At 59.6% G+C, this 13,498-nt stretch carries 9 protein-coding genes; 6 read left to right on the plus strand and 3 right to left on the minus strand.

Annotated features, from left to right (window positions below; all coding sequences use genetic code 11):
* Nucleotides 1-125: 125 nt before the first annotated feature.
* The 4 genes from F8N12_RS08785 to F8N12_RS08800 all read left to right on the plus strand — a co-directional run bounded on the left by F8N12_RS08785 (nucleotide 126) and on the right by F8N12_RS08800 (nucleotide 5,363).
* Nucleotides 126-2,717, plus strand: coding sequence for a glycosyltransferase (locus tag F8N12_RS08785; protein ID WP_150580107.1), 2,592 nt, complete (start codon nucleotides 126-128; stop codon nucleotides 2,715-2,717).
* 232 nt (nucleotides 2,718-2,949) lie between these two features.
* On the plus strand, nucleotides 2,950-4,101 hold the full coding sequence (gene dapE, locus F8N12_RS08790; protein WP_150580108.1) for a succinyl-diaminopimelate desuccinylase: 1,152 nt from the start codon (nucleotides 2,950-2,952) through the stop codon (nucleotides 4,099-4,101).
* Nucleotides 4,101-4,910, plus strand: a complete 810-nt coding sequence (locus F8N12_RS08795; RefSeq protein WP_150580109.1) for a putative RNA methyltransferase — start codon at nucleotides 4,101-4,103, stop codon at nucleotides 4,908-4,910. Before dapE ends, F8N12_RS08795 begins: the two co-directional genes overlap by 1 nt.
* A gap of 75 nt (nucleotides 4,911-4,985) precedes the next feature.
* A complete protein-coding gene (locus F8N12_RS08800) occupies nucleotides 4,986-5,363 on the plus strand; it encodes a hypothetical protein (RefSeq protein ID WP_150580110.1) in 378 nt (125 codons plus the stop codon).
* A 127-nt stretch (nucleotides 5,364-5,490) separates the two neighbouring features.
* Here F8N12_RS08800 and F8N12_RS08805 read toward each other — a convergent pair whose 3' ends face one another.
* A complete protein-coding gene (locus F8N12_RS08805) occupies nucleotides 5,491-5,700 on the minus strand; it encodes a cold-shock protein (RefSeq protein WP_150580111.1) in 210 nt (69 codons plus the stop codon).
* A 166-nt stretch (nucleotides 5,701-5,866) separates the two neighbouring features.
* Here F8N12_RS08805 and plsB point away from each other — a divergent pair, with 166 nt between their 5' ends.
* Together plsB and F8N12_RS08815 are read left to right on the plus strand one after the other, a co-directional pair.
* A complete protein-coding gene (plsB, locus tag F8N12_RS08810) occupies nucleotides 5,867-8,368 on the plus strand; it encodes a glycerol-3-phosphate 1-O-acyltransferase PlsB (protein WP_150580112.1) in 2,502 nt (833 codons plus the stop codon).
* Nucleotides 8,369-8,428: 60 nt separating this feature from the next.
* Entirely contained in the window at nucleotides 8,429-9,118 is a 690-nt protein-coding gene (locus F8N12_RS08815; protein WP_150580113.1) for a DUF4197 domain-containing protein, read from the plus strand.
* Between the two features lie 139 nt (nucleotides 9,119-9,257).
* On the opposite strand, the gene F8N12_RS08820 is transcribed toward F8N12_RS08815, so the two are convergent.
* The gene (locus F8N12_RS08820; RefSeq protein WP_150580114.1) at nucleotides 9,258-12,329 is read right to left on the minus strand and encodes an efflux RND transporter permease subunit; all 3,072 of its coding nucleotides are present in this window, start codon (nucleotides 12,327-12,329) and stop codon (nucleotides 9,258-9,260) included.
* Nucleotides 12,330-12,334: 5 nt separating this feature from the next.
* Nucleotides 12,335-13,435 (minus strand): efflux RND transporter periplasmic adaptor subunit, encoded by a 1,101-nt coding sequence (locus tag F8N12_RS08825; protein ID WP_150580115.1) that lies wholly within the window; start codon nucleotides 13,433-13,435, stop codon nucleotides 12,335-12,337.
* Nucleotides 13,436-13,498: the final 63 nt, after the last annotated feature.

Raw genomic sequence — 13,498 nt, forward strand, 5'->3', positions numbered from 1 at the left:
GTCGGGCTTTTCCCTGTCCGCTGTACGGTCAGTGAACGCCCAGTGTAGGATGCGCGCCCCATGCCCCTAGGCAGTCAGCCGCCGACCGTTCCTTCGTTCAGCAGCCCCTGGAACCCGAAAAAGCTATGTCATCGCGTAAATTTGGACTCAACCTGGTCGTGGTGCTCGCCATCGCCGCCTTGTTTACCGGCTTCTGGGCGCTGATCAATCGCCCGGTTACCGCCCCCAATTGGCCTGAACAAATCTCCGGCTTTTCCTATTCGCCTTTCCAACAGGGCCAATACCCGCAAAAAGCTCAATACCCGAGCGACGATGAAATGCGTCGCGACCTGGAGATCATGAGCAAGCTCACGGATAACATCCGGACTTACTCGGTGGACGGGCCATTGGGCAATATCCCCAAACTGGCTGAAGAATTCGGCCTGCGGGTAACACTGGGTATCTGGATCAGCCCGGACGAAGAGCGCAACGAGCGAGAAATCCTCAAGGCCATCGAAATTGCCAACAGCTCACGCAGCGTGGTTCGCGTGGTTGTAGGCAACGAGGCGATTTTCCGCAAGGAAATTACCGCTGCCGAGCTCAGCATCATTCTCGACCGCGTTCGCGCTGCCGTGAAGGTGCCGGTGACGACGTCCGAGCAGTGGCACATCTGGGAAGAAAACCCCAGCCTGGCCAAGCACGTTGACCTGATCGCTGCCCACGTTCTGCCCTATTGGGAACACGTGCCGATGGAGCAATCGGGGCAATTTGTCCTCGATCGCGCTCGCGACCTGAAGAAGATGTTCCCGAAAAAGCCCCTGCTGCTGTCGGAAGTCGGCTGGCCGAGCAACGGCCGGATGCGCGGTGGTGCGGATGCGTCGCCGGCCGATCAGGCGATCTACCTGCGCACGCTGGTCAACAAGCTTAACCGCCAGGGCTTCAACTACTTCGTGATCGAAGCGTTTGACCAGCCGTGGAAGGCCAGCGACGAGGGTTCTGTGGGCGCTTACTGGGGCGTGTTCAATGCCGCACGCCAGCAGAAATTCAATTTCGAAGGGCCGGTCGTGGCCATCCCGCAATGGCGCGTATTGGCCGTCGGCTCAGTGGTTCTGGCGCTGCTGTCGCTGACCCTGCTGATGATCGACGGCTCTGCCCTGCGTCAACGTGGCCGCACCTTCCTGACCTTTATCGCGTTTCTGTGCGGTTCGGTCCTGGTGTGGATCGGTTATGACTACAGCCTGCAATACAGCACGTGGTTCAGCCTGACCGTAGGAATACTGCTGGCCCTCGGCGCACTCGGGGTATTTATCGTACTGCTGACCGAGGCGCATGAACTGGCCGAAGCAGTCTGGACACACAAGCGGCGTCGAGAATTCCTGCCGGTGGTAGGAGATTCGGACTACAGACCGAAAGTCTCGATTCACGTGCCTTGCTACAACGAGCCGCCGGAGATGGTAAAACAAACCCTCAACGCCCTGGCTAATCTCGACTATCCGGACTTCGAAGTCCTGATCATCGATAACAACACCAAGGACCCTGCGGTCTGGGAACCGGTGCGCGATTATTGCGAAACACTCGGCCCGCGCTTCAAGTTCTTCCACGTTGCACCGCTGGCCGGCTTCAAGGGCGGCGCGTTGAATTACCTGATCCCGCATACCGCCAAGGATGCCGAAGTCATTGCCGTGATCGACTCGGACTACTGCGTCGATCCAAACTGGCTGAAGCACATGGTGCCGCACTTCGCCGATCCGAAAATCGCCGTGGTGCAGTCGCCGCAGGATTATCGCGACCAGGACGAAAGCACGTTCAAAAAGCTTTGCTACGCCGAGTACAAAGGCTTCTTCCATATCGGCATGGTGACCCGCAACGACCGCGACGCGATCATTCAGCACGGCACCATGACCATGACCCGTCGCTCGGTGCTCGAGGAGCTCGGCTGGGCTGACTGGTGCATCTGTGAAGATGCCGAATTGGGTTTGCGTGTGTTCGAGAAAGGCTTGTCGGCGGCGTACTACCACACCAGCTATGGCAAAGGCTTGATGCCCGATACGTTCATCGACTTCAAGAAACAGCGATTCCGTTGGGCCTATGGGGCGATTCAGATCATCAAGCGCCACACTGCGAGCCTGTTGCGTGGCAAGGGTTCCGAGCTCACCCGTGGCCAGCGCTACCACTTCCTCGCGGGCTGGTTGCCGTGGGTCGCCGATGGCATGAACATCTTCTTCACTGTCGGCGCACTGTTATGGTCGGCGGCGATGATCATCGTGCCGCAACGGGTCGATCCGCCGTTGCTGATCTTCGCAATCCCACCTTTGGCGCTGTTTGTGTTCAAGGTTGGCAAGATCATCTTCCTGTACCGTCGCGCGGTCGGCGTCAATCTGAAAGATGCATTCTGCGCCGCACTCGCTGGCCTGGCGTTGTCACACACCATCGCCAAAGCGGTGCTTTATGGCTTCTTCACCACGAGCATTCCATTCTTCCGCACACCCAAAAACGCCGATAACCATGGCTTCTGGGTGGCGATTTCGGAGGCTCGCGAGGAAGTGTTCATCATGCTGCTGCTATGGGGCGCGGCGATAGGGATTTACCTGGTGAACGGCATGCCGAGCAACGACATGCGCTTCTGGGTGATCATGTTGCTGGTGCAGTCGCTGCCTTATCTGGCAGCGTTGATCATGGCGTTCCTGTCTTCACTGCCGAAACCGGCGCTGGAAGCGCAGACGGCCCCGGCAGTCTAAATCTTTGCAGATGCACTAAACGGCGGCCAATGGTCGCCGTTTTGCTTTAAGATAACCGCCATTTTGCAGGGCTTGGCGTGATATCCATCCCTGTGGGAGCGAGCCTGCTCGCGATGGCAATGTAACAATCCCGGTTTATGTTGACTGCCTCACCGCCATCGCCATCGCCATCGCCAGCAGGCTGGCTCCCACAATTAGTCCGCGCCCACATTCATGATCTCCGGAGTTTTCCATGACGGCCCACGCCGACCTTTCGCCGACCCTTCAACTCGCCATCGACCTGATCCGTCGTCCCTCCGTGACGCCGGTCGACGCCGATTGCCAGAAGCAGATGATGCAGCGCCTGGGCGATGCCGGTTTTCAGCTGGAACCGATGCGTATCGAAGATGTGGATAACTTCTGGGCGACCCACGGCAAACACGACGGTCCGGTGCTGTGCTTCGCCGGTCACACGGATGTGGTTCCGACCGGACCCGTTACGGCTTGGCAAATCGACCCGTTCGACGCGGTCATCGACGAACACGGCATGCTCTGCGGCCGTGGCGCGGCAGACATGAAAGGCAGTCTCGCGTCGATGACCGTGGCCGCCGAACGTTTCGTCGCCGACTACCCGGACCACAAGGGCAAGGTCGCTTTCCTGATCACCAGCGACGAAGAAGGCCCGGCGCACCACGGCACCAAAGCGGTGATCGAACGTCTCGCCGCGCGCAAGGAACGTCTGGACTGGTGCATCGTCGGCGAGCCGTCAAGCACCACCCTGGTCGGCGATGTGGTCAAGAACGGCCGCCGCGGATCGCTCGGGGCCAAACTGACTGTACGCGGTATCCAGGGCCATGTGGCCTATCCGCACCTGGCGAAAAACCCGATCCACCTCGCCGCCCCGGCGCTGGCCGAACTGGCTGCCGAACACTGGGACCACGGCAACGATTTCTTCCCGCCGACCAGTTTCCAGATCTCCAACGTCAATTCCGGCACCGGCGCGACCAACGTGATCCCGGGCGACCTGGTGGCGGTGTTCAACTTCCGCTTCTCCACTGAATCCACGGTGGAAGGTCTGCAGAAACGCGTCGCCGACATTCTCGACAAACATGGTCTGGACTGGCACATCGACTGGGCGCTGTCGGGTCTGCCGTTTCTGACCGAACCGGGCGCCTTGCTGGACGCCGTAGCGTCAAGCATCAAGGACATCACCGGGCGGGAAACCCGCGCATCCACCAGCGGCGGCACGTCTGACGGACGTTTCATCGCGACCATGGGCACGCAAGTGGTCGAGCTCGGCCCGGTCAACGCGACGATCCATCAGGTCAACGAGCGCGTGCTCGCCGCCGACCTTGATGTGCTGACCGAAATCTACTACCAGACCCTGATCAAGTTGCTCGCCTGATGCTCGCCTGCCCGATCTGCAGTGAGCCGCTCAACCCGGTGGACAACGGCGTGGCCTGCCCCGCCGGGCATCGTTTCGACCGTGCGCGTCAGGGTTATCTGAACCTGCTGCCGGTGCAGCATAAAAACAGCCGCGACCCAGGGGATAACCTGGCGATGGTCGAAGCCCGTCGCGACTTTTTGAACGCCGGGCATTACGCACCGGTGGCCAAACGTCTCGCCGAACTGGCTGGCGGATACGCACCGCAACGCTGGCTGGACATCGGTTGTGGCGAGGGTTACTACACGGCGCAAATCGCCCAAGCCTTGCCCGATGCCGATGGCTACGCGCTGGACATCTCGCGGGAAGCGGTCAAACGCGCCTGCAAACGTGATCCGCAGCTGACCTGGTTGATCGCCAGCATGGCGCGCGTGCCGCTGGCGTCCGGCAGTTGCCAGTTTCTCGCCAGCGTCTTCAGTCCACTGGACTGGGCAGAAGCCAAACGTCTGCTCAGCCCCGGGGGCGGCCTGATGAAAGTCGGTCCCACCAGCGGCCATCTGATGGAATTGCGTGAGCGTCTTTACGACGAAGTGCGTGAGTACACGGACGACAAGCATTTGGCGCTGGTACCGGAGGGCATGGCGCTGCAGCACAGCGAAAACCTCGAATTCAAACTGACCCTTGCAAGCGGCCAGGATCGCGCCAACCTGCTGGCGATGACGCCTCACGGCTGGCGCGCCAGTGCTGAACGACGGGCGGAAGTCGTCGATCAGGCGGATCCGTTCGAGGTCACCGTGTCGATGCGTTACGATTACTTCGTACTTCAATAATTTTTGGCCTTGAGCGACAGCTCGAAGCCGGCTAAATCCGCGAATGGATTTTTCAGACCCGCAGTGAGGACATCCATGCGCCAACCCGATATCGAGATTTACCTGAAAGACGCCGACGCCGACTACAAAGCCGTCGCAGCCTGGCTCGGCACCGCGTTGGGCCCGTGCACCGACTGGGTGCAGAAAGGTCAGACGTACAAGTGCAAGGCCGGTAACGTGCCGGTGACCTGGCTGCCCAAAGCGGTAGGAAAATGGAACAGCCTGTACCTGGAAAGCGACCAGACGCCGTGGGAAGACGACATCGCCTGCGCCCGTGCCGCATTTGCCGCGCTGAATGTGGAAGTGCGTTGCGCGCCGGGTAGCTGGGTTGAAGAAGAAGGTGAGGAAACGGCGGATCGCTGGATGCGCATCAGCGCCGATGGTGAAGAAGAGATCACCTGGAAAACCGCTTAAGCAAAACCTGTGGGAGCGAGCCTGCTCGCGATAGCGGACTGACAGTCAACATTGATGTTGGCTGGAAGGGCCTCATCGCGAGCAGGCTCGCTCCCACAGTGATTTTGGGTGATGCGTACGATACGGATTACAGCCCCACCACATCCTCAGCTTGCAAACCCTTGTCGCCGGTCACCACGGCATATTCAACCTGCTGACCTTCAGCCAGAGAACGGTGGCCCTCACCGCGAATCGCGCGGTAATGAACGAACACATCCACCCCGTCCTCGCGCTGAATGAAGCCGTAGCCCTTGGCATCGTTGAACCACTTCACATTGCCGGTTACGCGCGTAGCGATAAGTTGCTGCCCCTTGTTTTTATTGTTGAGCGGGCGAGTATAGGTCAGCCGCGCGATCTCTCAACTCAACTTTACTTCCCGCGCTTTTTTGCCGATTTTCGGCTAATACGGCACACTGTCGAGCCCCGGGCAAAGGCTCGGTTTTATTCACTCACGCAGAAGCCGTATGACCCGCTCCCCGTTCCGTCGTCTTGTGTTTGGCACCCTGCGCCGGCTGTTGTACCTCTGGGTTCGCTCGGAGACGATCAATCAGTCGTCGTTCACCCTCAACCTCGACCGCAGCCGCCCGGTGTTCTACGTCCTGCAAAATCCTTCGCTGACCGACCTCGCCGTGGTCGATACCGAATGCAGCAAGGCCGGCCTGCCCAGGCCGGTATTGCCGGTGTCGGTAGGGACGTTGATCGAACCCGCTGCGTTTTTCTACCTGACACCAGAGCCCGACTGGCTCGGCCGTCAGGACAAACGCGGTGCACCGCCGACCCTGACACGTCTGGTCAGCGCCCTGAGCCAGAACGCTGCCGAAGACGCGCAGATCATTCCGGTCAGCGTGTTCTGGGGGCAGTCGCCGGACAGCGAATCGAGCCCGTGGAAACTGCTCTTCGCCGACAGCTGGGCGGTCACCGGCCGGTTGCGCCGATTGCTCAGCATCATCGTGCTGGGGCGCAAGACCCGCGTGCAGTTCTCCGCGCCGATACACCTGCGCGAACTGATCGATCATAACAAGGGCCACGAGCGCACCGTGCGCATGGCCCAGCGCATCCTGCGCGTACACTTCCGCAACCTCAAAGCCGCCGTGATCGGCCCCGACATTTCTCACCGTCGCAACCTGGTCAAAGGTCTGCTCAATCAACCGCTGGTCAAGCAAGCGATCCTTGATGAGGCCGAGCGGGAGAACATTTCCCCCGAAAAAGCCAAGGTCCAGGCGCTGCGCTATGGCAACGAGATCGCTTCGGACTACACCTACACCGCGATCCGCTTTCTGGAAGTGGTGCTGAGTTGGTTCTGGAACAAGATTTACGACGGGATCAAGGTCAACCACATTGAAGGCGTGCAGAAGGTCGCCCAGGGCCACGAAGTCATCTATGTGCCGTGTCACCGCAGTCACATCGATTACCTGCTGCTCTCGTATCTGTTGTTCCGCAACGGCCTGACGCCGCCGCACATCGCCGCCGGGATCAACCTCAACATGCCGGTGATCGGCAGCCTGCTGCGGCGCGGCGGTGCGTTCTTCATGCGTCGCACCTTCAAGGGCAATCCGCTGTACACCTCGGTGTTCAACGAATACCTGCATACCCTGTTCACCAAAGGTTTTCCGGTCGAATATTTCGTCGAGGGTGGCCGTTCGCGCACCGGACGCATGCTGCAACCGAAGACCGGAATGCTGGCGATCACCCTGCGCAGTTTCTTGCGCTCCTCGCGCATGCCGATAGTGTTCATCCCTGTGTATATCGGCTATGAACGCGTGCTCGAAGGCCGGACTTATCTGGGCGAACTGCGCGGCGCAACCAAGAAGAAAGAATCGATCTTCGACATCTTCAAAGTCATCGGTGCGCTGAAGCAGCGTTTTGGTCAAGTCGCAGTGAACTTCGGCGAGCCGATCAAGCTGGCGGAATTCCTCGACAGCGAACAGCCCGACTGGCGCCAGCAGGAACACGGCCCGCAGTTCAAACCGGCCTGGCTCAACGAAACTACCAACCGCCTGGGCGAAAAAGTCGCGCAGCATCTGAACGAAGCGGCGGCGATCAACCCGGTCAATCTGGTCGCGCTGGCGCTGTTGTCCACCACGCGTCTGGCCCTGGATGATCGCGCCATGGCGCGGGTGCTCGATCTTTATCTGGCGCTGCTGCGCAAGGTTCCGTACTCGCCGCACACCACGTTGCCGGCGGGCGACGGCCGAGCGTTGATCGAGCACGTGAAGGACATGGATCTGTTGTCCGAGCAGAACGATGCCCTGGGCAAGATTCTGTATCTCAATGAGCAGAATGCGGTGCTGATGACGTACTACCGCAACAACGTCCTGCATATTTTTGCCTTGCCGTCGTTGCTGGCGAGCTTCTTCCAGAGCACGTCGCGCATGAGCCGCGAGCAGATTCTGCGCTACACCCGGGCGCTGTATCCCTACCTGCAATCGGAACTGTTCATTCGCTGGTCACTGGACGAGCTGGATGCGGTGGTCGATCAGTGGCTTGAAGCATTCGTCGAACAAGGCCTGCTGCGTTTCGAGAACGATGTGTACTTGCGTCCAGCGCCAAGCTCGCGGCATTTCGTGCTGCTGACGCTGCTGTCGAAGAGCATCGCGCAAACCTTGCAGCGGTTTTACATGACCGTCTCGCTGCTGCTCAACAGCGGGCAGAACAGTCTCAGCGCCGAAGAGCTGGAGGACTTGTGCACGGTCATGGCTCAGCGCCTGTCGATTCTGCATGGTCTGAACGCGCCGGAATTTTTCGACAAGAGCCTGTTCCGCCACTTCATCCAGACAATGCTTGACCTCGACGTGCTGCGGCGCGACGAAGCGGGCAAGCTCAGCTACCACCCCTTGCTCGGCGAGCTCGCTGAAGGCGCGGCCAAACGGGTATTGCCGGCGGAGATCCGGTTGTCGATCCGTCAGGTTGCGCTGCATCGCAGTGAAGATGCCGCGGACCTGGTCGCGGTACAGCCTGAGGCATGACTCACAAAGCAGCGGTGCACAATCGCTGCTCCACGCGTTTTTTGTTGAGAGGAAGCCAGCATGCTCCGCCCTACCCTACGCTTTGCCGGCCTGTGCGCAGGCCTGATGATTTCTGCCAGCGCGCTTGCGCTGTCGCTCAATGACCTGTCGCAAAAGGACGCCACCGGCGGCTTGAAAGATGCACTGACCCAAGGTGCACAGTTGGCCGTAAAACAACTCGGCGCACCGGGCGGCTTCAGCAACAATCCTGAAGTGAAAATCGAACTGCCGGGCAAACTGGGCAAAGTCGCCAGCAAGATGAAAGCGTTCGGCATGGGCGCTCAAGTCGATCAACTGGAAACCAGCATGAACAAGGCCGCCGAAACCGCCGTGGTTCAGGCCCGGCCAATCCTGGTCGAAGCGGTAAAAAAAATGACCGTGGACGATGCCAAAGGCATCCTCAGCGGAGGCAACGATTCGGCCACCCAATACCTGAGCAAAACCAGTCGCGAGCAGATCCGGACGAAATTTCTGCCGATCGTCAAGCAAGCCACCGATCAGGTAGGTCTGGCCAAGCAGTACAACTCGTTTGCCGGTCAGGCGGCAACCTTGGGCGTGCTTGATGCGAAGAGCGCCAACATTGAAAGTTATGTGACGGAACAAGCGTTGAATGGACTGTTTGAAATGATCGGCAAACAGGAAGAAACCATCCGCCAGAACCCGGCGGCTGCGGCGACCAGCCTGGCGAAGAAAGTGTTCGGGACCCTCTGATTATTTTCCCGTAGAAGCAAAGCTTGCTCGCGATGACGGTGGATCAGTCACTGTCAGAGTTAAATGACACCGCCATCGCGGGCAAGCCCGGGTCCTACAGATTTTGCACCAGCCGCAGATGCTGCATTTAGCGCCCGGATCAGGCCGGGTCGTTCTTGATCCTGAACCAGGCTGCATACAGCGCCGGCAAAAACAATAACGTCAACGCCGTGGCCACGATCAACCCGCCCATGATCGCCACCGCCATCGGCCCGAAAAACACACTGCGTGACAGCGGAATCATCGCCAGCACCGCTGCCAGTGCGGTCAGCACAATTGGCCGAAAGCGTCGCACTGTCGCCTCGATAATCGCCTGCCAGGGCTTCAGACCCGCCGCGATATCCTGCTCGATCTGATCCACCAAAATCACGGAATTGCGCATGATCATTCCCGACAGCGCAATCGTCCCCAGCATCGCCACAAAGCCGAAGGGCTGACGGAACACCATCAGAAACAGCGTCACCCCGATAAGCCCCAGCGGCGCCGTCAGAAACACCATCACCGTGCGTGAGAAACTGCGCAGTTGCAGCATCAGCAACGTCAGCACCACCACGATAAACAGCGGCACACCGGCCTTCACCGAGTTCTGCCCGCGTGCCGAATCCTCAACCGTGCCGCCCACGTCCAGTAAATAACCATCCGGCAACTGCGCGCGAATCGGATCGAGCGTCGGCATGATCTGCTGCACCAGCGTCGCCGGTTGCTGCTTGCCATAAATATCGGCGCGGACCGTCACGTTAGGCAGCCGATTGCGATGCCAGATGATGCCTTCTTCGAAACCGTATTCGAGCGTGGCGATCTGTGACAAGGCCACGCTGCGACCGTTGTCGGTTGGCACCGCAAGGCTCGGCAGCAACGACAGTTCGGTGCGCTCATGCAAGGTGCCGCGCAGAAGAATCTCGATCAACTCATTGTCTTCGCGGTATTGACTGACGCTGGAACCGGTCAGCGAGCTCTGCAGAAATTTCGCCAGGTTCGCCGTGCTCACGCCGAGGGCCCGCGCGCGGTCCTGATCGACATTGAGGTATACGACCTTGCTCGGTTCTTCCCAATCGAGATGGACATTGACCACATGCGGATTCTCGCGAACCTTGGCCGCCACTTTTCTTGCCAGGTCACGGACTTCCTCGATGTGCTCACCGGTCACCCGAAACTGCACCGGATACCCCACGGGCGGGCCGTTCTCCAGTCGCGTGACCCGCGAGCGCAGGGTCGGGAATTGTTCATTGAGCGTTTCGATCAGCCACAGACGCAGCGTCTCACGCTCTTCAATGGTTTTGGCGAGTACGACAAACTGGGCGAAGCTTGCCGCAGGAAGTTGCTGATCGAGTGGCAGATAAAATCGCGGAGAACCGGTGCCGACATAAGCCACATAGTTGTCGATGCCCGCATGGTCCTTGAGCAGTGCTTCCAGGCGCTTGACCTCGTCGGCGGTGTTGCTGAGGGACGCGCCCTCCGCCAGTTTCAAGTCAACCATCAATTCCAGGCGACCGGATGCCGGGAAGAACTGTTGTGGGACAAATCGAAACAGCACGACAGACGCCACGAACAACGCAACGGTCAGCACGATCACGGTTTTTCGGCGTCGCACGCACCACTCAACCAGTCGCCTGACGCGCTGATAAAACGGCGTGCCATAAGGGTCGAACTCGCCGTTCGCAGTGCCATGTCTGGCGGCATGAATTTTCGCCAGATCTGGCAGCAGTTTTTCCCCCAGATACGGCACAAAAACCACCGCCGCCACCCACGATGCCAGCAGCGCGATGGTCACCACCTGGAAGATCGAGCGGGTGTATTCACCGGTGCCCGACTGGGCGGTAGCGATCGGCAGGAAACCGGCGGCGGTGATCAGCGTACCGGTGAGCATCGGGAACGCCGTGCTGGTCCAGGCGTAACTCGCGGCCTTCACCCGGTCGAAGCCCTGCTCCATTTTTATCGCCATCATTTCCACAGCGATGATCGCGTCGTCCACCAACAGTCCCAACGCCAGTACCAGCGCACCGAGGGAAATCTTGTGCAGGCCGATGCCAAGGTAATACATGCAGGCAAAGGTCATCGCCAACACCAGCGGAATCGCCAGCGCCACCACCATGCCAGTGCGCACACCGAGCGAGAAGAAACTAACCAGCAACACAATCGCCAAGGCTTCCACCAGCACCTGAACGAATTCCCCGACTCCGGTTTTCACCGCAGCCGGCTGGTCGGAGACCTTGCGCAATTGCATGCCCGCCGGCAGGTTTCTCTGGATTCGCGCGAATTCGACTTCCAGCGCCTTGCCCAGTACCAGAATGTCACCACCGTCCTTCATGGCCACGGCCAGACCTATTGCATCTTCGGCCATAAAACGCATGCGCGGCGCAGGGGGATCGTTGAAACCACGTCGCACGTTGGCGACATCGGAGATACGAAACGTACGATCACCGACGCGGATAGGGAAGTTCTTTATCTCTTCAACTGTCTGAAAATTTCCCGACACCCGTAGCTGCAATCGTTCGCTGGTGGTTTCGAAAAACCCCGCCGTCGAGACCGCATTCTGCTCCTGCAGCGCCTGCTGCACTGCCGCCAGTGGCAAACCAAGGGTGGCGAGTTTGACGTTGGACAACTCGACCCAGATTTTCTCGTCCTGCAGCCCGAGCAGATCGACCTTGCCGACATCCTTGACCCGTTGCAGCTGGATCTGCACCCGATCGGCGTAGTCCTTGAGCACGGCGTAGTCGAAACCGTCGCCGGTCAACGCGTAGATATTGCCGAAGGTGGTACCGAATTCATCGTTGAAAAACGGCCCCTGAACACCCGGCGGCAGGGTGTGACGGATGTCGCTGACCTTCTTGCGGACCTGATACCAGAGCTCGGGGATGTCCACCGAGTGCATGGAATCGCGGGCAATAAAGGTTACCTGGGATTCACCCGGGCGCGAGAACGACACGATGCGTTCGTACTCGCCGGTTTCCATCAGCTTCTTTTCGATGCGTTCAGTAACCTGCCGCGAGACTTCTTGCGCCGTCGCCCCCGGCCAGATCGTGCGCACGACCATGGCTTTGAAGGTGAACGGGGGATCTTCGCTTTGCCCCAGTTTGCTGTAGGAAAGTGCACCGACAACCGCGAGCAAGATCATCAGGAACAGTACGATCTGGCGATTGCGCAGCGCCCATTCGGAAAGATTGAAACTCATCGGACTTACTCCTTGTCCGCCAGATTGACCACTCGGTTGGAGCGATCCACCGGTCGCACCTGTTGTCCTTCGAGAAGCACATGAACCCCGGCGGCCACCACCCAGTCACTGGCGTTCAGGCCTTCGAGCACCGGCACGGTTTTATCGCCGAAGGCACCGACCCGAACCGGCACTTTCTTCAACGTATTGTTGGCGCCGAGCACCCAGACATAGGTGGCACCGTTTTCGGCGGTGACGGCGGACAGCGGAACCGACAGTGAAATGACGTCGGCGGTCTGGATGAAAACCCGTGCGCTCTGACCCAGTTCGGCGGGCACCTTGCCAGCGGTGAAGGCGATACGCGCGGCGAAAGTCCGCGATTTCGGATCGGCCGCCGGCGACAACTCGCGGATGCGCCCGGCGAAGCGCTGATCCGGTTGAGTCCACAATTCCACGGTGACTGCCTGGCCGACCTTGAAGCGACCGAAACTCTGCTCCGGCAAACTGATCAGCACTTCGCGCTCGCCGTCAGTGGCCAGGGTAAACACCGTTTGCCCGGCGGCCACCACCTGCCCGACCTCAACCGCACGTTTGGCCACCACGCCGTCCTGAGGCGCACGTAGCACGGCGTAACTGGCCTGGTTGGTCGAGACATTGAATTCAGCTCTGATTTGCTTGAGACGCGCTTCACCCGAGCGGTAAAGGTTTTCGGAATTGTCGTAGAGCGAACGACTGACCATCTGACGGTCCATCAGCGTTTTATAACGGTCGCGCTCGGCCCGGACCAGGCTCAGGTTGGCTTCGGCAGCAGCGACCTGCGCACGGGTCGCTTCCAGCTGCAGGCGTACATCCTGCGGATCGAGTTCGGCCAACGGCTGATCCGCCTTGACCCGTTGCCCCTCTTCCACCAGTCGTCGGCTGACTTTGCCGCCGATTCGGAAGGCCAGTTCCGGCTCATAGCGCGCTCGCACTTCACCAGGGAAACTTTTCATCGACTGGGCCGAAGGCTCCGGTTGCACCACCATCGCCGGCCGGACGCTGACCTGGGGCGCCTCCTCATGCCCGCACGCAGACAACAAAAAAGCCAGACCGACTGGCAACGCGAGGGGCGAGGCATAGCGGAACATGGTGAAGGACCTTTCGCTAATGGTGCTTGGAATAATTATACTGGCCAGTATGTTATTAATAGC

It is taken from the genome of Pseudomonas fluorescens (assembly GCF_902497625.1).
GTDB classification, from domain to species: Bacteria; Pseudomonadota; Gammaproteobacteria; order Pseudomonadales; family Pseudomonadaceae; genus Aquipseudomonas; species Aquipseudomonas fluorescens_BQ.